This is a genomic window from Bradyrhizobium sp. Ai1a-2 (assembly GCF_000426245.1).
Taxonomy (GTDB): domain Bacteria; phylum Pseudomonadota; class Alphaproteobacteria; order Rhizobiales; family Xanthobacteraceae; genus Bradyrhizobium.
This window is the reverse complement of record NZ_AUEZ01000012.1, coordinates 51,553-74,328: the sequence shown is the minus strand read 5'-3', so window position 1 is coordinate 74,328 and position 22,776 is coordinate 51,553. Positions and strand designations below refer to the sequence as shown.

Here is a 22,776-nt window from a genome sequence, read left to right as displayed (position 1 = left end):
AGCGTTAACCAAATGATTCGCGCAAGCGCCGCCTTTGCTTGACTGTGCATGCAACACATTGAATTAATACATTATTTTCAGGTGTAGTCATGTTTGAAATCGGCATATTCTGCGTCATTTTGTTGGCGGCCGGTTATGCGGTGGCCATGTGGGTCATCGGCCGCCGCGCTGATGTTTTGCACGGCAAATTCGTCGAGCCCCAACCCGAGCTTGAGGCGTTCGGCATCGGCCCGCTGGTGCCGCCGCCCGCTCAGCGCCCCAACGCGGAATCCCTGCAGGCGCTGCTGACGGTGATCCAGCAGGATCTGAACGACAGTGATCCAGCAGGATCCGAAGGCTACCGCGCAGATTTGCCGCGTCGGCCTAATCTGCCGCCATCTCTGCGAGCAGCGCGTCGAGGCTGATATCGATTTGGCCTTTCGCCCTGACGTGGCGGACTTCGACAGTGTCGGGCCGGAAGCGGTATTCGACTATTCCGGTTTCCTTGATCCCGATCACATCCTGCTTGTCGTCGGGAATGACGAAGCCGGCGGAGGGCGCCCAGATGTGGCGGACGCCGCGATAAGTGAAATCGCGTCGCTGATGCACATGGCCGCTGCCGACCAGGCGCCAGTCGACCGCACTGAACATCTCAATCAGGCGGCGGCGCGCCGGCTGCGGAACATAGCGGATTGCGGTTTCCGCAAGCTCGGCATCGTCAGGCAGATGCAGGAACAGCGGCTTGTGCAGGAACAGCGCCACTGGCTTGCCGTTGACGTTGGCGAGCTGTGAAGCGAGCCAATCGAACTGCTCGGCTTCGCTGGCAAGCCCGGTATTCATGATCAGCGAATTGAGCCCGATGAAGCGCACCAGCCTGCGGCCGTAAAGCACCAGCGATCCTCGCCGACGAGCGAGCAGAACGCATCGCGATGCTCCTCCGTCGCCGGCTCTGTCGGCGGCGTGCCGACCGCGGTCGGGTTGTCGCCAATGTCGTGATTGCCCGGCAGGTAGCGGCAATCGACCGGCAGCGCCGCATGCAGCGATTTCGCGAATTCGAGATCGGCGCGGCTGTTCGGCCCATCGAAGGCGACGTCGCCGCTGTTGAGGACGAGGTCGGGCCGCGTCGCGTCGATATGCTCGGCGGTCGCCTCGAAATTGGCGATCAGCGTCGGCCGGCGGCGGGCGAGGTGGGTGTCGGAAATCTGGGTCAGGCGAAATTCGGACATGCGAAATTCCTGTTTGCTGCCATCCTAGATCGGCCGGAAGTCGGAATGATGACGCCACGACATCGCCGGCGCATTGTCAGCGGCGGCAGCGGCCGCTATTAGCTTGTCCCTTATACCTCCGAGCCCGGAGAGTTTCCCATGTCGGTTCAAATGGTTCTGCTGCCGGTCTTCGTGCTGGTCGGCCTCACCTTCGCGCTTCTGCTCGGCATGATGCGAACGCGGCGCGAAGACACTGCGCCTGGCGGCCCGAACCGCGCGACGCAGCTTGCCGACTGCTACCGCGACCAGTTCGAACTGCCTGTCTTGTTCTATCTCCTGATCGCACTTGCGCTGCCGCTGCGTCGTGCCGATCTCTTCATCGTGCTGATGTCCTGGGTGTTCGTGGTGACGCGCTTTGCCCATGCCGGCATCTTCGTCACTTCGAATGATTCCGCACCACGCTCGACGGCCTGGCTCGCAAGCGCGCTAGTGCTGTTTGCGATGTGGCTCTATTTCGCCCTGAAACTCCTGCTCCTGATCTGAAAGTTCTAGATGACCCCCGCCGCGCGTCTCTCCGCCGCCATTGAATTGATCGACACCATCGACGCTGAGCGCGTGCCGGCGGCGAAAGCCTTGAAGGAGTGGGGCACCGCGCACCGCTACGCCGGCTCCGGCGATCGCGCCGCAATCAGCGGCCTGATCTGGGACGTGCTGCGCCGGCAATCCTCCAGCGCGTACCTGATGGATGACGACAGCGCCCGCGCCCGTGTGCTCGGCATGCTCCATCTCGAGCGCGGCATGGACGTCGATGCCATCGCCGCCCTTTGCGACGGCGGCCGCTTCGCGCCATCGCCGCTCACCGATGCGGAGCGCACCGCGCTTACCTCGCGCTCGCTTGCCGGCGCGCCGGCGCACATCGCCGGCGATTATCCGGAATGGCTTGATCCATATCTCGCAAAAGTGTTCGGCGACGATCGCGTGGCGGAAGCGACCGCGATGGCGAGCCGCGCGCCGCTCGATCTGCGCGTCAACACGTTGAAGACGAGCCGCGACAAGATGCTGCCGCGGCTGAAGCATCTCGGCGCGACGGAGACGCCGTGGTCGCCGCTCGGTCTGCGCATCGAGCTCGGCGCCGACGCCCGCAATGTCGGCATCCATGCCGAAGAGGATTTCGTCAAGGGCGGCATCGAGGTTCAGGACGAAGGCTCGCAACTCGCCGCGCTGTTCTCCGCAGCAAAACCGGGCGAGCAGGTGATCGATCTCTGCGCCGGCGCCGGCGGCAAGACGCTCGCGCTGGCCGCGATGATGCAGGGCAAGGGTCGGCTGATCGCGACCGATCGCGACAAGCGCCAGCTCGCGCCGATCCATGAGCGCCTGTCGCGCGCCGGCGTGCACAATTGCGATGTCCGCACGCCGAAGGGAGACAGCGACCCGCTCTCTGACGTCAAGGGCAGCGCCGATCTGGTCGTGATCGACGCGCCCTGCACGGGCACCGGCACCTGGCGCCGCAATCCGGACGCCAAATGGCGGATGCGCCCGGGTTCACTGGAGGTGCGGCTGAAGGACCAGGCCGAGGTTCTGGAGCGAGCGGCGCCATTGGTGAAGGCAGGCGGTCGGATCGCCTACATCACCTGCTCGGTGCTCCCGGTCGAGAACGGCGAGCAGGTCAACGCATTCATCGCGCGCCACCCAGAGTTCTCCATCGTCCCGCCCGAACAGACCGCCAGCGTCCTCTGGGACAAGGCCGAAGCCTTCGCCGCCGCGGCCCTGCCGTCGCCCGAGGCCTGGCTGATGACCCCCCGCCGCACCGGAACCGACGGGTTTTTTGTCTCGATTTTGAAGCGAACTGGCTAGCTGCGTAGGGCCGTAGGATGGGTAGAGCGAAGCGAAACCCATCAATTGCGCCCGTGCCATGGATGATGGGTTTCGCTTCGCTCTACCCATCCTACAAATCGCCCCATCGGCCGCCTCCTTCGGGGCCCGGCCCGCGCAAAACCCCGTGGAAGCCCATCTCCGCCGTCCCCGGGAGGGTTGCGATGCCGCCCCCCGTCGCGTATCTGCTGTCCATGACAGCCGCCAAGCCCGACCGCGAGTCGTCGACGCCATCAGTGGCCTCGGCGCATGACAAGATTTTGATTGTCGATTTCGGCAGTCAGGTGACGCAACTGATCGCCCGCCGCGTCCGCGAGGAGGGCGTCTATTCCGAGATCGTGCCGTTCCAGAAGGCCGAGGCCGCCTTCAACGAGATGAAGCCCAAGGCGGTGATCCTCTCCGGCGGCCCGGAATCGGTGCATGAGGAGGGTTCGCCGCGCGCCGCTCAGGCGATCTTCGACTCTGGCGTCCCCGTGCTCGGCATCTGCTACGGCCAGATGACCATGGCCGCCCAGCTCGGCGGCGAGGTCGAGGGCGGCCATCACCGCGAATTCGGCCGCGCCGATCTGGAAGTGAAGACCGCGAGCAAGCTGTTCGACGACACCTGGTCGATGGGCGACCGCCACCAGGTCTGGATGAGCCATGGCGACCGCATCACCAAGATGCCGCCGGGCTTCACCGTGGCCGGCATCTCGGCCAACGCGCCGTTCGCGGTGATCCAGGACGAGAAGCGCAAATATTACGGCCTCATGTTCCACCCCGAGGTGGTGCACACGCCCGACGGCGCAAAACTGCTGCGCAACTTCGTCCGCAAGGTCGCAGGCCTCACCGGCGACTGGACCATGCGCGCCTTCCGCGACGAGGCGATCGAGAAGATCCGCGCCCAGGTCGGCAAGGGCAGGGTGATCTGCGGCCTTTCCGGCGGCGTCGATTCCGCGGTCGCGGCCGTGCTGATCCATGAGGCGATCGGCGACCAGCTCACCTGCGTCTTCGTCGACCACGGCCTCTTGCGCCTCAACGAGGCCGAGACCGTCGTCGACCTGTTCCGCCATCACTACAACATCCCGCTGGTTCACGTTGATGCGTCGAAGCAATTCCTGGGCGAGCTCGCGGGGGTCACCGACCCCGAGCAGAAGCGCAAGACCATCGGCCGCCTCTTCATCGACGTGTTCGACGCGGAGGCTAAGAAGATCGGCGGCGCCGAATTCCTGGCGCAGGGCACGCTCTACCCTGATGTGATCGAAAGCGTCTCCTTCACCGGCGGCCCGTCGGTGACGATCAAGTCGCACCACAATGTCGGCGGTCTCCCCGAACGCATGAACATGAAGCTGGTCGAGCCCTTGCGCGAGCTGTTCAAGGACGAAGTCCGCGTGCTCGGCCGCGAGCTCGGCCTCCCCGAAGCCTTCGTCGGGCGCCACCCATTCCCAGGCCCCGGCCTCGCCATCCGCTGCCCCGGCGACATCACACGCGAAAAGCTCGACATCCTCCGCCAGGCCGACGCCGTCTACATCGACCAGATCCGCAAGGCCGGCCTCTACGACGCGATCTGGCAGGCCTTCGCGGTGCTGCTGCCGGTGAAGACGGTCGGCGTGATGGGCGATGGCCGGACGTATGAATACGTCGTCGGCCTGCGCGCGGTGACGTCCACCGACGGCATGACGGCGGACTTCTATCAGTTCGACATGAGCTTCCTCGGCGCGACCGCGACGCGGATCATCAACGAGGTGAAGGGCGTCAACCGCGTGGTGTACGACGTGACGAGCAAGCCGCCGGGGACGATTGAGTGGGAATAATTTACTCCCGCCCGGGAGCGATTTGCGGTCTGGATTTCGGGACGTCGAACACTACGCTTGGCACAATCATTGGCGATAGCCCGGTGTTGGCTGCGCTTGAGGGCGATCACGCCACGATTCCAAGCGCAATCTTCTACAAAACCGACGCCGGCACCCATATCGGCCGTCGTGCCATCGAAGCTTATGTAGAGGGCGACGCCGGGCGACTGATGCGCAGCCTCAAATCGGTGCTCGGCACGACGCTGATCGACGAGACCACCCGCGTCGGCCGCGCGCGCGTCAGCTTCCGTGATGTCATCGCTTACTATATTGGTGCGGTGAAGCGACGCGCGGAAGAGGTCGTCGGATACCCGTTGCGTCACGTCGTACATGGCCGCCCCGTACACTTCGTCGATGACAATCCGACTGGCGATGCCAGGGCGGAGGCGACGTTGCGCGATATAGCCAAGCGAACGGGCTTTGATGACATCTCATTTCAGTTCGAGCCGATCGCAGCGGCGCTTGACTACGAACGTCAAATCGGGACCGAGGAAATCGCACTAATCGCCGATATCGGCGGCGGAACGTCGGACTTTTCGGTTGTTCGGTTGTCGCCGGAGCGGCATCGCCACGCCGAGCGCAAGGACGATATCCTGGCCAACGACGGCGTCCGCATCGGCGGCACCGATTTTGATCGGTATCTCAGCCTTGGTGTCGTAATGCCGTTGCTCGGCTATCGCTCGGCCATGAAGCGGGAGGATCTGGAAGTCCCGTCGAGCTATTTCCACGACCTCGCGACGTGGTCGAGCATCAATCGCATGTATGACTCAAAAGTCATCAGCGAAATACGTCAGGTGCGTTATGAGGCGAAGGAGCCGGAATTGCTCGATCGTCTGGTGCGGGTCCTCGATGAGCAGCGCGGACACACGCTTGCGATGGATGTCGAAGGCGTCAAGATAGGGCTCTCGGAGACGCCGAAATCCAATATCGCGTTGGAGTGGATTGAGAAGGGCCTGGAAGCCGAGGTACGACGCAAGGATCTGGTCAGTTACACCCAGCGCCTTGCCGACCGCATCGAGGCGCGGATAGACATTTGCCTGAAGCAGGCCGGCCTTGCGGGAGCCGACATCGACGCGGTGTTTCTGACCGGAGGGTCGGTTCAACTGGCCCATGTCCGCAAGGCAATCACGGCGAAACTACCAGCGGCGCGGGCGATTGATGGAGATACGTTCGGGGCTGTCGGCAAGGGACTGACCATCGAGGCCGCACGGCGTTACGGGACGTCTTAACCTCAAGGGCTTTCATGCCGGCCGCCCGAAGCCTTCGTTGGCCGCACCACTTCAAATATTCGGTCGCGCGCTGCTCGAAGAAAGTTGGCGCGCGCGACCAGTTCTCGGCGTCGATCACACGGTCGTAGATCGATTACTGCTCCTTCTTGAACAAATCCTGGAAGATGAGCTGGCCCCAAACGCGGCCGCGTGCGTGCACCAGCGCGCCACCCTCGTTGAGCTTTCCCAGCTTGACGGGTGCGAAGCCGAGTTGTTTGGCCAAAGCCATCACGGGACCGATCGCGTCCTCGTCGTCACCAGACAGAAAGACGACCCGGTGCCCTCCCTCGACGATCGGATCGGCAGCCAGGGTGGCCGCAACCAGGTGATTAAAAGCTTTCACGAGCTTGGCGCCGGTGAACGCCTTCGCGACGAAGGCGGAGGACAGGAGACCGTCCAGCTCCTCAGGGGGAACCAACGCGTTCATCGCGTCGATGACCGTCTTGCCTTTCCAGCTCGGCAGGGCCTTCGCAACCTCGCGATGCTCCCCGAACGGGACCGCCAAGATGATTGTGTCGGCCTCGAGTGCTTCCCGCAGCAACTTGGCGATGACCGTGGGTCCAATCGCCCGGGCCTGCGGCGCCAACGCCTCGGGCGGCCGGCGGCTCGCGACGGTCACGTCGATGTTTTTACGGGCGAAGGCGTGGGCGAGGGCCTGGCCCACCTTACCGAATCCTACAATCGCATAGCTCATAATACTTCTCCGATCCGTGTTGATATTGATTCCGCGCCTTTCAGATGGCCGAGAAGCCGCCGTCGACAGACAGCTCCACCCCATTCACGAAGCTGGAATCGTCTGAGGCAAGAAACAGCGCGGCAGCCGCAATTTCCTCAGGACGACCCATCTTTCCCCGCGGGATCAGGGATTCGAACATCCGCTTCGCCTCCTCGGTGAGAACTTGGTCCTGCATCGGTGTGGCGATCGGCCCCGGGTGCAACACGTTCACCCGGATATTCCTGCCCTTCAGTTCGTTGAGCCACCCGCGTGCGAATGCGTGCAGCGCCGCCTTGCTCGCCGCATACACGCTGTAACCAGGAAAACCTTTCACCGAAGCAACGGACCCGGTCATGAAGATCGATCCGCCATCGTTGAACAGCGGCAAAGCCTTCTGAACCGTAAACAGGGTGCCGCGCGCATTCAGGCCGAAGGTCGCGTCGAAATGCTGCTCGGTAATCTCGCCCAGTGGAACGGCTTCGCCCGTGCCGGCGCTCGCATACAGGATGTCGATCCTGCCCTTTTCCCGCTTGACCGTATCGAACAGGCGGTCGAGGTCGTCGAGATCGGACGCGTCGCCGCGCACGCCGGTCACGTTCCGGCCGATCAGCTTGACGGCCTCGTCGAGCGCCTCCTGTCTCCGGCCCGTGATGAAAACATAGGCGCCTTCTTCAACGAACCGCCTGGCGCTTGCCAGCGCCATGCCGCTCGATCCACCCGTGATGACTGCAACCTTACCCTCAAGCTTTTCCATGACTTTCCTTCAGACTCCGTCTTTGGCTGATCGGGGGGTCCCCGAGACCGCCGAAATGGGTGTTCCGGTGTCAGGCGTTGAGTGCGGAGGCGCGCACATCGGTGGTGCGAAATCGATCCGGCTGGACGACTGACGCTAGGCGCGATCGGTGCCCGCCTTTCGGAATTGGGCCGTGCTTGTCGGCATAGGCAGTGATCACCCGCCCGTGCTACCCCACATTCGAGAGGATGTTCGATGGTGTTGGACTCGGGCTTTCGAAGGCAAGCCCCGCTGTGCGGGATTGCACCATGATCGATTGGGATGACGTTCGCTACTTTCGGGCCGTCGCGCGCGGAGGCTCGGTGCGGGCCGCCGCCGAGCGCCTCGGGGTGAACCACTCGACCGTGCTGCGACGCATCGCCCAGCTCGAGGAACACCTCGGGGCGCATCTGTTCGAAAAGCTGCCTTCGGGCTATCGCCTGACGTCCGCGGGCGAGGAGGTCCTCGAGTTCGCGGACCAGATGGAAGCATCATCGCACCGACTGGAGACGCGCGTCTTCGGGCGCGACCAGAGCGCGAGCGGGCTTCTGCGGGTGACGCTGCCGCCGTTCTTCGCGACACACCTGCTCATGCCGGACTTCGCCGATTTCGCGCGTCTGCATCCGGACATCGAGATGGAAATCCAGTCGTCCGGCGAGCCGGCCAATCTGACCAACCGAGAGGCCGATATCGCGATCCGCATCGTCTCCGACCGCAAGACTCTGCCGCTCAATCTTCACGGCCTGAAGGGGCCGGAGCTGTTCGGAGGCATCTACATATCGCGCGATCGACTAGCCGCGTGGCGTGCGGGCGCGCCTGACCCCATCCGATGGATCGTCATAGACAATCTTGGACTCCCGGATTGGGCCCGTGAGGGAGAGGTTCGCGTCACGGAGGTTCCGTTCAGGACCCCTGACGCCGAGGCGCAGCTCGTTGCGGCACGACAAGGGATCGGGATGACGAAACTGCCGTGCTTCGTCGGAGATGCCGACCCCCAACTGATGAGGGTGCCGGGCATTGACCTGCACATGTACGGAACGCTCTGGCTTCTCACACAGGGGGAGACACGCAAGACGAAGCGCGTGCGACTCTTCACGGAGTTCGTATCCCGCAGGCTCGCCGCGTACGCTCCGCTTCTCGCGGGGCTGTCCATATCGCGCGACTGACGCGCGGCAAGTTGCCGGCGAGCCTTGCCGTAATCCGGTTGGAAGCCGAGCTGCGATCGCTCCACTCGTGCTGCTGACGGTAGTCTTCGGCTATGTCGGCGGTGCGGCACTGCCAGTGGATTCGAGAAAAGTGGACCGATCGATATTGATAGTCGCTGAAAGCGGAGATTTTCTGGAGCGGTCAAATTCCTCTTTGAATTCAAAAGCCATGCGCATCTGACGGTTCGGGCGACGGGAGTTCTCAAGGCGGAGAACTTTCTGCAACGACAAATCAACTCATTAGGGACGATGCGAACAATCGAGTGGGAGTAGAGGGATAATCGCCGAAAGTCGCGTCGATAGTTATCGAGCTGCAGCTCCGAAGTGGCTTCCCTAGGACTCAGCTGTCAGGGCAAGTGTCCATTGGACAAGGCAAATTTTTCTAGACCCGAGAGGATTATCTGGGTTGGAAGAGCTTGAGCTGCTGGTCGCGGAGCGTTTTTGCACGCGCCTTAAAAGTCGGGTCTATCTGTCCCGCGGCTTCCATTCTTCCAATGAGCGGGCTTAAGGCTTTTGCTTTTGCATCAGACGTCTCTGCAAGGGACAAGTCCTTAAAGCCATTCTTGATCTTGAGATGCAACTTGTTCGGAACGCGAGGGCCGTTGGCAGTGATGCAAACTCCCGTGACCACCTTCGGCTGGGAAGCAGCAAATTTGTGAGCTTTATGAGACTTAAGACCGTACTTCGAAATGATCTGTCGAATATCACGCAACAGACCCTTGTCTGCGCGCGGGCCACTTAAAGCCATGTCGTCCACGTAACACGTCATGGTGACATCTCGCGATCGAGCAAGGCGGTCGATTTCATCGAACATTTCTTTGAATGAATAGTACGCGATGATTGGGCTGGCAGCACCGCCGGTCGGCAAATGTGCATTGTAGGTCAAAATATCGGCAAGCAGGCCAGCAACATCGCGACGGCACCTAAGCAGGTCTGCAAAGAACCTGAATACTGCCGCGCGCGAGACAGACGGGAAGAATTTCTTTATGTCGATCTTTACGACTGATACAGCACATTCGTGGGCGACCGCGTTCGAAATGTAAGATTTTCCTTCCACAGCGGAGTGAAGGTAGGCTGGCACTGCAACCCTCGACAGTAGTGTGTGCACTCGTGAATGAATCTTTTGCAATCGCCTTTTTGGCCATTGGATGGCGCGCGATTTACCCTTGTCATTTACAAGGTTGAACAATTGAAAATTGCCTTCATCTGCCGCAAGCGCACGGAGGTCCTTGACGGTCAGCTTATTTCCTTTTGTAGAAAGGCGTTCGGCCAAGTCGCCGGGCGAAGCAACAGCGTAAAGCCAGCAATCCGATAACTTTAGGTCCCTACGCTGCTTCCTAGCCATCTTCAGTGTTGAGTTCCTGTTTCATCGTTCGTAGTCTCTTCCAGCCACTCCAGCATCTTCAAGACTTTGTCAGCAGCATAGGTTCGCGACCGCTCACGCAAATCCGACGATCCAGAACGCTCCGCAAATAATAGAAGTGAGGAAACGGGGATCTTAAAGTGGCTGGCGTAACGTTCGAGCACATCAATGCTGGGTTTTTTTCCTCCTGATTTTTCGAGCTCGGAAACAAACGAACGCGAAAGATTGAGCGAGTCAGCAAGCTCCGCTTGCGACAGACGATGATACTGCCGGATTAGTTTCAGCGCCCGGTCGTACATGGCTCTAAACCTCTCGAGAATTGGGAAAACTAGCTTAGTGGTCGCTGCGCAGCCTGCTCACTAGTTCAGCTAACCGCACGATCAACATGATAATGCGAGTTGCTAGAATGAACGTCTGTCTATTGACAAGGTTGCGGCCTAAGCTGCGCACTCGTCTCCAGAAATCAGAACGCTTTCGTTCGTCGCTTGGTGGATCGCCGGTAACTACCATTGATCTTCTCTCCGTTCCCCGGAGCGGAATTGCCCCGGTGCCTTTGAACAAAGAGCATCTCGAACGAAAGGACCTCTAAGCTTCCCAGGCGCGCATCGAGCCTTATCGATGCGCGCCTATGGCCGGGGGCCGCGCGACGCACTCACATGCGCCTCGTGGGCCGGTCAGTGGAGGGCTCTTGCAAACCCCAGGAGCGCTTCCGCGCTCGGTTTGGGAGGCATGAATGTCACCCAAGCGTGGTTCCATCCATCTCTGATTCGCGTCCATTCGCCAAACTAAATTCGCTGTCAGCGAACTTTATTCACAAAATCAGCTTTTACACTTGACGTCAAGCGCCGAATCGGGCGCCAGAGAGTTCAAATCTCTCCTAGCTTTCTGACGTCTTCTCGGATCGCTTCGATTCAGGCGGCGGCCTTGGAAGGATCGTCGCGAGCGGGGTATCAAGTCCTTCGCCACGATGTCGACGTCGGGGTCCCGAAATTGGCTGACCGGCCGATCATGTTCGAAGGTGACTTCGCCCTCGCGGCTCTCCCGCAGCGAGGGCAGGGTGGACTAGCTTTCCGTCGCAGCGCGAAAAGCTGAGGTGCAAAGCGTAATCCGCCATTCGGTCTGGGCGAGCAAATTGCACCGAAGTCTATTCACCCTCTGGAATGAAGATCAGATCGTCCGGCTCCGATCGCCCCTTACAGCGTCCGCGAGCTGATCGAGAGCATCGAAATCTTCGTCCGCCAATCGCAGCGTTGCGCCGCCGACATTCTCCTCGACGCGCGAGGGCTTTCGTGTGCCGGGGATGGGAACGATGGTCAGACTGTGGACGGCTGCCTGATGGTGCAGCCAGGCCAGCGCCACCTGTGCCGGCGTGGAGTCGTGCCGAGAGGCCAGGTTCGAGATGCCGGCGATCAGCGCATCGTTCGCAGCGCGATTCTCCTCGCTGAAGCGCGCCATGTGCTGGCGCACGTCCGACGCCTGGAGCTGGACTCCCTGAGTGGCGCCGCTCAATTGGCCCCGGCCGAGAGGAGAGTAGGGAACGAGTGCGATGCCGTGTTCGGCGGCGGCAGGAACGATCTCGGCTTCCACCTCGCGCGAGAACAACGACCATTCAGTCTGCAGCGCCGTGATCGGATGGATGGCGTGAGCTTCACGTAGCTCCGCGGCGGAGACTTCCGAGAGGCCGAGATAGCGAATCTTCCCCTCGCGCACGAGGTCGGCCATCGTTCCGACGGAGTCCGCCATCGGCACATCAGGCGTGCGCCGGTGCATGTAGTAGAGGTCGATCGTGTCGACTCCCAATCGGCGGAGCGAACCCTCGAGCGACTGGCGGATATATTCCGGCCGATTGTCGATCCAGGTCTTGCCGTCGCGATGGACAAGGCCAAACTTCGTTGCGATCACGATCCTGTCGCGGTTCGCCTGGACGAATGGGGCAATGAACTCCTCGTTCGCGCCCCCGCCGTACACGTCGGCCGTATCGAACAGCGTCACGCCCAGGTCCAGCGCCCGATCGAGCGTTGCGCGCGCTGCCGCCTCGTCGGTCTCGCCATAATAGCCGGTGGCCATCGCCATGCAGCCGAAGCCTTGGGAGCCCACCACCGGACCGTGCTCACCTAGCGTTGTCGTCGGCAATTTCACGCTCATCATCCGCGTCCCGTTGTCTGGTTGATTCACCGAAAACGCTATCGCGAATGCGACGATGCAGGAGAGCCAAATCCTGCCAAATGATTGCCTGATAATCTCTCGGTTGGGTTTCTTGAATGCTTGCCGCCGGAGACCTAGCTAAAACGGGCGATGAAATATCGGGGTCCTATGATATCTGAATCTCTCCCTGGAGACTTGGTGCGACGCTCCGCCTGCGCGGAACTCGTGGGTATGATCGAAGCTGCGACAGGGCGGGGGTCCATTGTCAGAACTTCGGTACCGGGTCTGAGCCTGTCGTGGATCACAAGCCCGCTGCCACCGACAAGCTATCTGTATGGGCCAAGCCTGTGCGTGTGTGTACGAGGCGCAAAGCGGATCGACCTCGGCGGAAGAACGTTTGTGCATCCTGCCAACCGCATTCTGCTGACCGCCATCGAGATGCCAACGATCATAACTATCGAAGCAGCGGCGCCGGACGATCCCTATATCGGCCTTCAGGTCGATCTGAATCTCGAAATCGCGCGACAAGTTATCGCTGAGATCGAGCTCAATCATATCGAAACTCCTCACGAAGACGCCTGCATGGCGATCGACGAGTTGACCGAGCCGCTTCTTGACGCGGTGGTCCGTCTCGTTCGGCTGGTGGAGTCTCCCCGGGACATTCCCGTGCTCAGTGGTCTGATCCAGCGCGAGATCCTCTACAGGATAGCCGCGGGACCGAATGGCGAGCGGCTCCGGCAGATTGTCCGGCTCGGCTCGCCCAGCCATCGTATCGCCAAGGCGATCGCGTGGTTGCGAGATCACTACACCGAGAAGCTGCGGATCGAGCAGCTCTCCGACCAAGCGGGCATGGGCATTTCAACGCTTCACCGTCACTTCCAACAGCTCACGACGATGAGCCCGATTCAATACCAGAAACATCTCCGGCTTCACGAAGCGCGCCGCCTGCTGCTGTCCGAGGGGGTGGATGCCGCAACTGCGGCCATTCGTGTGGGCTATGAAAGTGTCAGTCAGTTCAATCGCGAGTACCGCCGTCTCTTTGGTGAGCCACCAATGCGCGACATCAAAGGGCTAAAACTCGGGCGGGCCGCCTGAGCGGGCTGCAGTTCACCGTCAAAAAATTCGCAGGACGATGTCGGCCTCCGAAAATCCCGTTCGTCGTTCCGATGCCAAGCCGATAAGGCCGCCCAAAGCAAGGAGACAGACGATGCGTGTGATGGTGCTCGTGAAGGCTACCGAAGACAGCGAGAAGGGCTTTTTCCGCACGCCTGAGACGACTGAGATGCTCGAGGCGATGGGCAGGTTCAATGATGAGCTGCGCAAGGCCGGCATCTTGCGCGCCGCCGATGGCCTCAAACCGTCTTCGCAGGGCAAGCGCATTGCATTCGATGGTCCCGGCCGCACGGTCATCGACGGGCCTTTCGCCGAGACCCGTGAACTGGTCGCCGGCTTCTGGCTCTGGGACGTCAAGGACATGGACGAAGCGGTCGCCTGGGTAAAGCGCTGCCCCAATCCCATGCCGGGACCGAGCGAGATCGAAATCCGGCCGCTGTACGAGATGGCTGATTTGCGATGAGGGAGCCCAGGGTGGATAGCTTTACGCTGTTGCCATAAGCGTGATTTGCGCGTGAGTAACTCTTATTATAAGAGTCACAGATGAAAGAGGACGATCTTACAGCGTCGGATTTTTACGAGGCCTGCGTGTGTCTTGGTCTGAACAGGGCGGCCCGCGCCACATCGCGCCGGTACGACGCGGCGTTGAAGCCTATCGGCGTGACGTCCGGACAGTTCACGATCCTGTCCGCGTTGAAGCGCGACAAGCCGATGCCGATCAGCGATATGGCCGATCTGCTCGGCATGGACCGCACGACGCTCACGCGCAACTTGAGGCCCCTGGAAACCTTTGCGCTCGTTGCGATTCAGCCAGACGCGGGAGATCGACGTATCCGCAGTCTGACGCTGACAGCCAAAGGGCGGACACTTCTCAAGGAAGCGGTGCCGCTCTGGCGAACGGCGCAACGGGAGAGCAATCGTCGCATCGGCCCCAATCGTTGGGACGAACTCAGACCCGCTCTGGATTTGCTGTCAGGCTGAGAAGCGAGAAAAAGCGTGGCGCTCTTCGGTGCTCAGAAACGTGTTACTACACCTAAAATGGAGATATCTCATGGCTCGCGAAATTGAGGACCAAAAGCGCCACGGAACGCACGTCCTGCTGACTGTCCTGGCTATCTGGGGATTGGCCGTCGTCGTCGCCGCCGAGGCAGGCGTCTATCGTGCCATCTACCCGCTGGTGCTCGCTCCCATCATTGCCTTGGGCATTGTGGTGCCCGTTGTCGTCTACGCGATATCCGACGGCTTCCGTGCGTACATCGAAGCCGTCGGGCTGCGGCCGCTCACGGCATTTCATATCTGGCGCATCGCGGCTGCATTGGTCTTCTTCTGGTACGGTGCGTACAACCTCCTCCCGGAAATCTTTGTTCGGAACGCCGCATGGGGCGACCTCGTCGCGGGTCTTCTGGCCCTTGGCGTTACGCTGCTGCCCGAAAGTCGGAACCGGTACCTCGTCTTCCACATCTTTGGGTTCGCCGATTTTGTCGTGGCAGTCGGTACGGGGCTGACGCTCTTCCTCCTCAACGACCCGCGCATGTCTGGCATCGAGACGCTGCCGATGGCGCTGATCCCGCTTTATGGCGTCGGCATTTCGGGTGCGAGCCACATCATGGCGTTCGACCTGCTTCGTCGTGGCGTAGGGATCAAGCACGTCGAGCGCGCCAACGCATAGCAGAGACGGCAGACTCGCCATTCCCACCAGTGCAAGGAAATCATCATGAAGTCTCGACGTGCTCGTGCTGTAGCTGGCGTCCTCCTCGGCCTGCTGCCCGGAACAATGCTTGCAGGCACCGGATTTGCCCAATCCAGTTCGCCATCTGCCGCCGCTGCCAACGGGTCGGCTTCAGCGTGGGACCTGCAGGTGAACAAGGCGGCCGTTCAGGCCGATGCCTGGTTCGACAACTACAAGTTCCGGGATGGGGAGACCCTGGAACGGCTGAAGATCCACTATGCGACGCTCGGCACGCCGCATCGCAACGCCCAGGGCGACATCGACAATGCCGTCCTCGTCCTGCACTGGACCGGCGCGGACAGCCGCGCCCTTGTCAGCCCGACCTACACCAAGGCGCTGTTCGATCCAGGACGCCCGCTCGATGCGAGCCGTTACTACCTGATCTTTCCCGATAATGTGGGCCACGGCCAATCCAGCAAGCCGAGCGATGGCCTGAAGGCGAAATTTCCCAATTACGACTATGGCGACATCGTCGATCTCCAGCACAGGCTCGTCACCGAGACCCTGGGCATCAAGCATCTCCACGCCATCCTCGGCATGTCCATGGGCGGCATGAATGCGTGGCAATGGGCCGAAGCCTATCCCGACATGATGGACGGTGTGATGCCCGTGGTCTCGCTGCCGATCACAGTCTCGGGGCGCAACCTGCTGTGGCGGCGCATGGTGATCGATGAAATCCGTTCCGACCCGGAGTGGAACAACGGTGACTACACGCAGCCTCCGCGCGGCTGGACTTACGGGTTCCGGGTGCTTCGAATGATGATCGACAGCGCTCCGGCGCTTCAGCAACAAATCCCTGATGGTGCCGCGGCGGACAAATTCCTCGCGAACACTCGCTTCCAGGCCGAGCACACCGACCCGAATGATATCCTTTACTCGCTCAAATCGTCATTCACCTACAACCCCGAGCCCGAGCTTTCCAAAATCAAGACCAAGCTCTTCGCACTCAATTTTGCCGACGACGAGTTCAATCCTGACACGCTGAAGGTTCTGCAACGCCTCGTGCCGAAGCTCAAGCTGGGCCGGTACGTCGTTCAGCCGGGAACTCCGACGTCGCCCGGCCACTACACGATGACGCGTCCAGAACTCTGGGCGAAGCATGTCGACGAGTTCATGCAATGGCTTGACGAATAATCCCGTGGGCCTTGACTGACGTGGCGGCGGGGCTGCTATCCTCGTCCAGCGGCGCCAGCCGCCGTGGTAGCAGGATTGCTTGCATCCCGTTGCGCCCCTCTCAACATCCGATTCAAGGTGAATCCATGTCGCGCGTGTCCATCAAGACCAGAGACGATCTGCCGGCAGAGCTGAAGCCGCTCTGGGATAAGATGACCACTTATGGGGCGTTCGAGCATCAGGCCGGCGTGATGGCGCAGCGGCCGCCGATCTTCAAGCATACGTGGTCGCTGCTGGTCGATCTGGCAGACGAGGCGGTGTTATCGAAGCGCCATCTTGAGCTGGCGCTGGTCACGGTCTCGCTGTTGAACAAGTGCGACTATTGCGTGTCGCATCACGCGCCGAAGCTGGCGATCCAGGGTGTCTCGGAAGAGGGGGCCGAACGCCTGCTCGACTACAAGGATCATCCCGAACTGGATGCAGTCGACAAACTGGTCGTCGAATATTCCATCGCGGTCACCAACAACTGGAACAAGACCCGTGATGAGATCTTCAGCCGCCTTCGCCAGCATTTCTCCGAGGCTCAGATCGTCGAACTGACCTGGCGCATCGCCCTGTGCGGCGCGTTCAACCGCTTCAACGACATCCTGCAGTTGGACGTCGAGCAGGGCGTCACCCCTCGGGAGGCTGCCGAATGACGGAAGCTGGTCCGCAGGGCGGGCAATGAACCGCTGCCTTCCACCGCTGTTTTCCTGGCCAGCCACGGATGCGGCGCCGTTCGCAAAAAAGTGAGCTGGAACGAACCTCCGCATGTCGTCTTTGGCGCCTCGCATTCGTCTTGGAGCCAGGGATAGCTGCAGTGGAGACAGGGAATGAAGGATGCTCACTATCGCTGGGTGATTGTCGGAGCCGGCGGGCTTCTGGGCTGCGTTGCGATCGGCGGGATGTTCTCGCTGCCGGTTTTTCTCCTGCCGATCTCGCGGGATACGGGCTGGTCCGTCACTGGCGTGTCCAGCGCCATGACCATTGGCTTTCTCGCGATGGCGTTCACGAGCATGATCTGGGGAACCTTGTCCGATCGGCTCGGGCCGCTGCCGGTGGTGCTGACTGGGTCGATCGTGCTCGCGGCAAGCCTGGCGCTGGCCAGCCTCGCCTCATCGCTGGTCGCGTTTCAATTCATCTTCGGCCTGATGGTGGGCGGCGCGGCCGCCGCTATTTTCGCGCCAATGATGGCCTGCGTCACCGGATGGTTCGATACCCATCGCAGTCTTGCCGTGTCGCTGGTTTCGGCGGGAATGGGGATGGCGCCCATGACGATGTCGCCGCTCGCGGCCTGGCTCGTCTCGATCCATGACTGGAGGACCTCGCTTCAGATTTTGGCCGTCGTTGTCGCCTGCATCATGATTCCCCTATCGTTGCTGGTGCGCCGCCCGCCGGCGCTCGAACGCGAACACGCCCCGGCTTCCGGCGTGGGCCAGCAGCAACCGGGGATGTCGCTGGCGCAAGCGCTACGCTCGCCGCAGTTCATCGTTCTGCTCGCGACGAATTTCTTCTGCTGCGCCACGCATTCGGGGCCGATCATCCATACGGTGAGCTATGCGATCAGCTGCGGGATACCGATGATCGCCGCCGTCACGATCTACAGCGTGGAGGGTCTGGCGGGGATGGGCGGCCGGATCGCGTTCGGCCTGCTCGGCGACCGCTTTGGCGCCAAGCGCGTGCTGGTCTCGGGGCTGTTTGCCCAGGCATTCGGTGCGCTCGCCTATGCCTTCGTGCGCGAGCTCAGCGCGTTCTACGCCGTCGCGGCGGTGTTCGGCTTCATCTATGCCGGCACCATGCCGCTCTACGCCGTGCTTGCGCGAGAGAATTTTCCGCTAGGGATGATGGGCACGGTGATCGGTGGAACGGCGATGGCAGGCAGCCTGGGCATGGCAACGGGGCCGGTGGCCGGAGGTTTGATCTACGACACCTTCGCCAGTTACGCCTGGCTTTACATCGGCTCCTGGGCCGTTGGACTTGGCGCCTTCCTGATCGCGCTGACGTTCAGGCCGTTTCCGAGCGCCAAGCCTCAGCCGGCGCCTGTGCCGGCCTGAGGAGGAGATCGATGGGTGCTGCGCTGACCTACCGCGTCTTCCTTGCGCGCCAGCGTTTCAGCGCCGCTTCCATCGACCGGCGGATCGTCATGTGGAACTCGGCCATCTCCTCCATGCGACTGCGTGTCTTTCCGCGGGCAGCGATGCCCGCGCCCTGCTTCAAAAGTTCGGCGAGCGCATCGAGCAGGCGGTTCTGCTCGGTCAGCATGCCCTCGTAATTGTCGGACACTTCATAGAGCACGCGTTTGCTGCCGCGTTGGCCGTGGCGGCGCGCCAGCGTGTATTTCTCCAACAGCCGGGCGGCGACGCTGGCGGTGCTCTTGCTCATCTCGAGATCGGCCGCCATGCGGTCGAGGCTGACCGGCTCCGGGAACAGCAGCAGGTAGCCGTAGAGGCGGGCGGCCGCCTGCGGAACGCCCCAGGGCACCAGCAGCCGCGCCACATCTTCGATGAAGCGCCGTTCGGCGCCGGTCGGACCTTTGTTTGACATATTCGGCATTTCCCGAATATACTGGATATTGTGGATTTGTCCAATATGGGGCGACAGAGCGGAGAGTTGCCATGGCCGCTACGCTTCAGACTCAAGCCCGGACCGGTGCCGGGAGCATGTCATGGTGAAAGTCACGCTTCAGCTCGTGGTCTGGACCGCGATCATGGCCGCCATGATCCTGTGGCCGGCCGGCACACTGGCTTATCCCGGAGGCTGGGCGTTCCTCGCCCTATTCGGGATCGGCGGCCTTGCAATCACCCTGTGGCTCGCCAAGCGCAATCCGCGCCTGTTGCGCGAGCGCATGGGTTCACCGGTGCAGCGCGATCAAAAGCCGTGGGACCGGATCTGGCTGACGCTCTTCATCGTGCTGTTCTGCGCCTGGATGATCTTCATGTCATGGGATGCCGCGCGCACGGGATTCACCGCGGTGCCGGTCTGGCTGCAGGTGGTCGGCGGCGTCCTCACCGTGCTCTATCTGCTCGGCGTGTGGTGGACCTTCCGGGAAAATACCTTTGCCGCGCCGGTGGTGAAGATCCAGGAGGATCAGCGGGTGATCGATACTGGGCCGTACGCTATCGTGCGGCACCCGATGTATACGAGCGCCTTGCTCCTTATCGTCGGCCTGCCGCTGTTGCTCGGGTCCTGGATCGGTCTTGCGATGTCGGTGGTGTTCATTCTCGGCATCGCATGGCGGACGCTGCACGAGGAGGGCGCACTGAGGGCGGAGCTGAAGGGATACGACGAGTATGCCGCGCGCGTGCGCTATCGGTTCATCCCCTCGGTCTGGTAGCGAAGATCGGGACGCCGGCTTGCGCGACCCCGCCCTTGCCAGCGTGAGGTGGATAGCTATGCTCACAGGGGTAATCGAGTGGAGGGCGCGCCTTAGGGCCTCCTCCCACTCAAAGACAAGACAGGAAATTGAATGGCACGCGTTCGCTGTATCACCGAGATGGGCATGGGCGTCGATGTTCACGGCAAGGATGCCACCAAGGCGGCAAGGCGCGCGGTCTCGGACGCCATCCGTCATTCGAGCCTTGGCTTCTTCCGCATGCTCGGCAAGACCGCCAACGACATGTTCGTCGATGTCACCATCGGCGTGCCGAATCCGGATGCGGTCGACACTGCTGCTGTCGCGAAGGAACTGCCTTACGGCACGGTGACCGTCACCGCGGTCAAGGGCGGGCTCGAGATTCCGGCCGAGCAGGGCAGCGATGCCATCCTCATCGCCAATGCCGCCGTGATCGTCAGCTTCGACGACGACAAGCCGGGCTAGGCATCCCGTGCCTCATAGTTAGGCTTGCCAGTCTGTTATCGGTGTGAAAAACAAAGAGCAGACGGTTTGCTCGTCGAGCTTGCCGCGTAGGCGTTAACGTCAACCAACGCATATCAGCACAATGGAGTTTGTGCCATGCTTGGTTTGACCGAAACTCGCCGCCTTTCGTGCTCGGTGTTTTCCTCAGCGGCACGCACAGCTTCACCAAACATCCGCAAGACGTCGTCGTGCTGCGCAAGGGGCTCGGCATCGACGGCGACGCGCATTGTGGACCGCTGGTCAAGCACCGCTTCGATGCGGAACGTGATCCGACGCGGCCGAACCTGCGGCAGGTTCATCTCATCCAGGCAGAGCTCATCGACGATCTGACCCGCAAGGGTTTCGTCGTGCGGCCCGGCGACCTCGGCGAGAACATCTCTACGCGAGGGATCGACCTGATGGCGCTGCCCGTGGGCACGCGCCTGCACATCGGGCGCGACGCGATCGTCGAGATCACGGGCTTGCGCAGCTGTTGCGTGCAGATCGATACATTTCAGCCGGGAATGCTGCGCGAGATCATCACGCGCGTCGATGGCAAACTGGTTCGCAAGGGCGGCGTCATGGGTATCGTCGTTGAAGGCGGCGCCGTGCGGCCGGACGATGTCATCGTCGTGCGATTGCCGGATGGGCCGTTCGTGCCGCTCGAAGTGGTGTGACCGAGGGCCCGCTCAGGGCGGCGTCAGGCCTCTCGGAACCGACGCATACCGACGTTGTCGCGGGCGCGCGCCGCGGCGCCGTCCACATGAAGCGCAAATCCCCTGGTATCAGGTTCAACTAGCTCGGGCCGAAGCTGCAGGCTCGGGATCAGATAGTCGCCGCCGTTCTGCGGTCGATACGGAATTGGCGGCGTGGTCGCTAGTGTTCGCATCCGCTCGCGCAGGCGATCGGCGATGAGATCGAAGCCGTTCTCGTCGAGACGGTCGACACGGTAGGCCACGAACGGTGGCAGCACGTCGTACCCCGGGTAATAGAGGATGCCGTGATTGATCGGGAACAGGAGGTCGTCGATCGGTCCGTTGATGCCGCGCGGCGCATAGTGCTCCTGCCAGCCGCCGGTGGTCACGATCAGCATCGCGCGCTTGCCGGCAAGCGTCCCTTCGCCGAAGCGGTCGCCCCAATGCCTGTCGCTGTGCTCGCCGACGCCGTAAGCGAAACCATAAGCGTAGACCCGGTCGACCCAGCCTTTCAGGATCGCGGGCATCGTGTACCACCAGAGCGGAAACTGCAGGATCAGAATGTCGGCCCATAACAGCTTCTCCTGCTCGGCCTTGACGTCGTCGGTCAGCGTGCCCGCGGCGAAGGCTTCGCCGGAAGCCGCAGCGGGCTTGAGGCGCGCGTCGCTCGCCGACGCGGGGAAGTCGGCTCGATCGATCTGCGACTTCCAACCCTGCGCATAGAGGTCCGAGACTCGCACATGATGGCCCTGGGTCTTCAGCTCGGCGACGGCGACATCGCGTAGCGCGCCGTTGAGCGAGCGCGGTTCGGGATGGGCGAAAACAAGCAGCACGTTCATCGGTCGATGATCCCTTGCGGAAAACTGTCCCTCAGCTAGACGATGTCGTGCTGATCCACTACATGTCGGCAATGCATAAGATTATGCCGAATAATGGATAGATCGGACGTCACGCTGGAGCGGATGCGCAGCTTCGTCCGCGTTGCCGAGCGCGGCAGCCTGTCGGCAGTGGCGCGCGAACTCGGCGTCGGCCAATCCACCATCACGCGTCACCTGCGCGAGCTCGAGGACGCCGTCGGCGTGCCTTTGCTGTCGCGGACCACGCGGCGCGTCACCATGACGGACGAGGGCGGTCGCTACTACGCCAACTGCGTCCAGATCCTGCGTTTGGTGGAACAGGCCGGCGACGAGGCCCGCGGCACACGCGGCCAGCCGGCGGGCACGATCCGGATTTCCTGCACGGCGGCGATCGGCGTCTTGCATATCAGCCGATTGATCTTCGCGTTTCAGGATCGCTATCGCGATATCGCGATCGACCTCAGCCTTACGGACGAGCGCGTCGATCTCGTGCGCGAAGGAGTCGACATCGCGCTGCGGCTGGGGCCGCTGACTGACAGCTCGATGAAGCTCCGCCCGCTCGGCCAATCCCGGCGACTCCTGGTCGCGGCACCCGCTTATCTCACTTCGTGCGGGACGCCGTCGGTCCCGCAGGACCTCGCGCAGCACGAGGGCATTCGGATGTCGAACATCGCAGGCAGCGACATGCTGGACCTGAAAGGGCCGCGCGGTGAGCATCATGCGGTGCCGTTCGGCGGACGACTTCGCGTCGACCACGGCCTTGCCGCGCGTGAGGCAATGGTCGCGGGCCGCGGGATTGCGCCCGCGCATCGATGGCTGGTGGACGATCTCCTGAAAGCCGGTCGGCTGACGGCGATCCTGCCTCGCTATACGCCGTCGCCTGTTCCGCTGAACATGCTGATCGTGCCGGAACGCGCGGGCATCGCCCGCGTCCGGCTCCTGATCGATTTTCTCGCCAGGGAGATCGGCTCGATCCCGGGAATTGAATCGCCGCGCTCACGTGTTGGCAAACGACCTGCGCAGAAACGCTGATGCCGTG

Annotated in this window: 24 protein-coding genes and 1 pseudogene; 17 read left to right on the top strand and 8 right to left on the bottom strand. The window is 61.9% G+C overall.

Annotated features, from left to right (window positions below):
* Positions 1 to 89: 89 nt before the first annotated feature.
* On the top strand, positions 90 to 404 hold the full coding sequence (locus K288_RS45250; protein ID WP_064737315.1) for a hypothetical protein: 315 nt from the start codon (positions 90 to 92) through the stop codon (positions 402 to 404).
* Here K288_RS45250 and K288_RS45245 read toward each other — a convergent pair.
* Positions 364 to 1,205 (bottom strand): annotated as a pseudogene (locus K288_RS45245) (metallophosphoesterase). The gene K288_RS45250 and the pseudogene K288_RS45245 overlap by 41 nt on opposite strands.
* Before the next feature lie 138 nt (positions 1,206 to 1,343).
* On the opposite strand from K288_RS45245, the gene K288_RS0111160 reads away from it, so the two are divergent.
* The 4 genes from K288_RS0111160 to K288_RS0111145 all read left to right on the top strand — a co-directional run bounded on the left by K288_RS0111160 (position 1,344) and on the right by K288_RS0111145 (position 6,117).
* Positions 1,344 to 1,727 carry an MAPEG family protein gene (locus K288_RS0111160; RefSeq protein WP_027579626.1) on the top strand — a complete coding sequence of 128 codons (384 nt, stop codon included), beginning with the start codon at positions 1,344 to 1,346 and terminating at the stop codon, positions 1,725 to 1,727.
* Positions 1,728 to 1,736: 9 nt separating this feature from the next.
* The gene (locus tag K288_RS0111155; protein WP_027579625.1) at positions 1,737 to 3,038 is read left to right on the top strand and encodes an RsmB/NOP family class I SAM-dependent RNA methyltransferase; all 1,302 of its coding nucleotides are present in this window, start codon (positions 1,737 to 1,739) and stop codon (positions 3,036 to 3,038) included.
* Between the two features lie 212 nt (positions 3,039 to 3,250).
* Positions 3,251 to 4,849, top strand: coding sequence for a glutamine-hydrolyzing GMP synthase (gene guaA / locus K288_RS0111150; protein WP_027579624.1), 1,599 nt, complete (start codon positions 3,251 to 3,253; stop codon positions 4,847 to 4,849).
* Positions 4,849 to 6,117 (top strand): Hsp70 family protein, encoded by a 1,269-nt coding sequence (locus K288_RS0111145; protein WP_043159643.1) that lies wholly within the window; start codon positions 4,849 to 4,851, stop codon positions 6,115 to 6,117. Before guaA ends, K288_RS0111145 begins: the two co-directional genes overlap by 1 nt.
* A 133-nt stretch (positions 6,118 to 6,250) precedes the next feature.
* Here the strand turns inward: K288_RS0111145 and K288_RS0111135 are convergent, their stop codons facing one another.
* Together K288_RS0111135 and K288_RS0111130 are read right to left on the bottom strand one after the other, a co-directional pair.
* Positions 6,251 to 6,853, bottom strand: a complete 603-nt coding sequence (locus K288_RS0111135; RefSeq protein WP_256378821.1) for an NADPH-dependent F420 reductase — start codon at positions 6,851 to 6,853, stop codon at positions 6,251 to 6,253.
* 37 nt (positions 6,854 to 6,890) lie between these two features.
* Entirely contained in the window at positions 6,891 to 7,625 is a 735-nt protein-coding gene (locus K288_RS0111130; protein ID WP_027579621.1) for an SDR family oxidoreductase, read from the bottom strand.
* A 287-nt stretch (positions 7,626 to 7,912) separates the two neighbouring features.
* On the opposite strand from K288_RS0111130, the gene K288_RS0111125 reads away from it, so the two are divergent.
* Positions 7,913 to 8,809, top strand: coding sequence for a LysR family transcriptional regulator (locus K288_RS0111125; RefSeq protein ID WP_027579620.1), 897 nt, complete (start codon positions 7,913 to 7,915; stop codon positions 8,807 to 8,809).
* A gap of 436 nt (positions 8,810 to 9,245) precedes the next feature.
* Here the strand turns inward: K288_RS0111125 and K288_RS45240 are convergent, their stop codons facing one another.
* The 3 genes from K288_RS45240 to K288_RS0111115 form a co-directional block, all read right to left on the bottom strand.
* Entirely contained in the window at positions 9,246 to 10,121 is an 876-nt protein-coding gene (locus K288_RS45240) for a reverse transcriptase family protein (RefSeq protein WP_160168960.1), read from the bottom strand.
* 74 nt (positions 10,122 to 10,195) lie between these two features.
* Positions 10,196 to 10,510, bottom strand: coding sequence for a helix-turn-helix transcriptional regulator (locus K288_RS45235; protein WP_043159631.1), 315 nt, complete (start codon positions 10,508 to 10,510; stop codon positions 10,196 to 10,198).
* A gap of 868 nt (positions 10,511 to 11,378) precedes the next feature.
* Complete coding sequence (locus tag K288_RS0111115; RefSeq protein WP_244443122.1) at positions 11,379 to 12,356, bottom strand: aldo/keto reductase; 978 nt, start codon at positions 12,354 to 12,356, stop codon at positions 11,379 to 11,381.
* A 231-nt stretch (positions 12,357 to 12,587) separates the two neighbouring features.
* On the opposite strand from K288_RS0111115, the gene K288_RS45230 reads away from it, so the two are divergent.
* The 7 genes from K288_RS45230 to K288_RS0111080 all read left to right on the top strand — a co-directional run bounded on the left by K288_RS45230 (position 12,588) and on the right by K288_RS0111080 (position 18,404).
* Positions 12,588 to 13,451, top strand: coding sequence for an AraC family transcriptional regulator (locus K288_RS45230; protein ID WP_160168959.1), 864 nt, complete (start codon positions 12,588 to 12,590; stop codon positions 13,449 to 13,451).
* Positions 13,452 to 13,563: 112 nt separating this feature from the next.
* On the top strand, positions 13,564 to 13,932 hold the full coding sequence (locus K288_RS0111105) for a YciI family protein (protein WP_027579618.1): 369 nt from the start codon (positions 13,564 to 13,566) through the stop codon (positions 13,930 to 13,932).
* Between the two features lie 80 nt (positions 13,933 to 14,012).
* On the top strand, positions 14,013 to 14,450 hold the full coding sequence (locus K288_RS45225; RefSeq protein ID WP_051334473.1) for a MarR family winged helix-turn-helix transcriptional regulator: 438 nt from the start codon (positions 14,013 to 14,015) through the stop codon (positions 14,448 to 14,450).
* Positions 14,451 to 14,520: 70 nt separating this feature from the next.
* On the top strand, positions 14,521 to 15,138 hold the full coding sequence (locus K288_RS45220) for a hypothetical protein (protein WP_051334472.1): 618 nt from the start codon (positions 14,521 to 14,523) through the stop codon (positions 15,136 to 15,138).
* A 45-nt stretch (positions 15,139 to 15,183) separates the two neighbouring features.
* Positions 15,184 to 16,332, top strand: coding sequence for an alpha/beta fold hydrolase (locus tag K288_RS0111090; protein ID WP_027579617.1), 1,149 nt, complete (start codon positions 15,184 to 15,186; stop codon positions 16,330 to 16,332).
* Between the two features lie 20 nt (positions 16,333 to 16,352).
* On the top strand, positions 16,353 to 17,009 hold the full coding sequence (locus K288_RS0111085; RefSeq protein WP_244443126.1) for a carboxymuconolactone decarboxylase family protein: 657 nt from the start codon (positions 16,353 to 16,355) through the stop codon (positions 17,007 to 17,009).
* 174 nt (positions 17,010 to 17,183) lie between these two features.
* Positions 17,184 to 18,404, top strand: a complete 1,221-nt coding sequence (locus K288_RS0111080) for an MFS transporter (protein ID WP_027579615.1) — start codon at positions 17,184 to 17,186, stop codon at positions 18,402 to 18,404.
* Between the two features lie 28 nt (positions 18,405 to 18,432).
* On the opposite strand, the gene K288_RS45215 is transcribed toward K288_RS0111080, so the two are convergent.
* Positions 18,433 to 18,894 carry a hypothetical protein gene (locus K288_RS45215; RefSeq protein WP_244443121.1) on the bottom strand — a complete coding sequence of 154 codons (462 nt, stop codon included), beginning with the start codon at positions 18,892 to 18,894 and terminating at the stop codon, positions 18,433 to 18,435.
* Between the two features lie 121 nt (positions 18,895 to 19,015).
* Here K288_RS45215 and K288_RS0111070 point away from each other — a divergent pair, with 121 nt between their 5' ends.
* The 3 genes from K288_RS0111070 to K288_RS0111060 all read left to right on the top strand — a co-directional run bounded on the left by K288_RS0111070 (position 19,016) and on the right by K288_RS0111060 (position 20,862).
* Positions 19,016 to 19,684: an isoprenylcysteine carboxylmethyltransferase family protein gene (locus tag K288_RS0111070; RefSeq protein WP_027579614.1), complete on the top strand. Its 669-nt coding sequence runs from the start codon at positions 19,016 to 19,018 to the stop codon at positions 19,682 to 19,684.
* A 132-nt stretch (positions 19,685 to 19,816) separates the two neighbouring features.
* Complete coding sequence (locus K288_RS0111065; RefSeq protein ID WP_027579613.1) at positions 19,817 to 20,167, top strand: Lin0512 family protein; 351 nt, start codon at positions 19,817 to 19,819, stop codon at positions 20,165 to 20,167.
* 167 nt (positions 20,168 to 20,334) lie between these two features.
* A complete protein-coding gene (locus K288_RS0111060; protein ID WP_027579612.1) occupies positions 20,335 to 20,862 on the top strand; it encodes an MOSC domain-containing protein in 528 nt (175 codons plus the stop codon).
* A 23-nt stretch (positions 20,863 to 20,885) separates the two neighbouring features.
* On the opposite strand, the gene K288_RS0111055 is transcribed toward K288_RS0111060, so the two are convergent.
* A complete protein-coding gene (locus tag K288_RS0111055; RefSeq protein ID WP_027579611.1) occupies positions 20,886 to 21,719 on the bottom strand; it encodes an NAD(P)H-dependent oxidoreductase in 834 nt (277 codons plus the stop codon).
* A 93-nt stretch (positions 21,720 to 21,812) separates the two neighbouring features.
* On the opposite strand from K288_RS0111055, the gene K288_RS0111050 reads away from it, so the two are divergent.
* Positions 21,813 to 22,769, top strand: a complete 957-nt coding sequence (locus K288_RS0111050; RefSeq protein ID WP_027579610.1) for a LysR family transcriptional regulator — start codon at positions 21,813 to 21,815, stop codon at positions 22,767 to 22,769.
* Positions 22,770 to 22,776 lie beyond the last annotated feature (7 nt).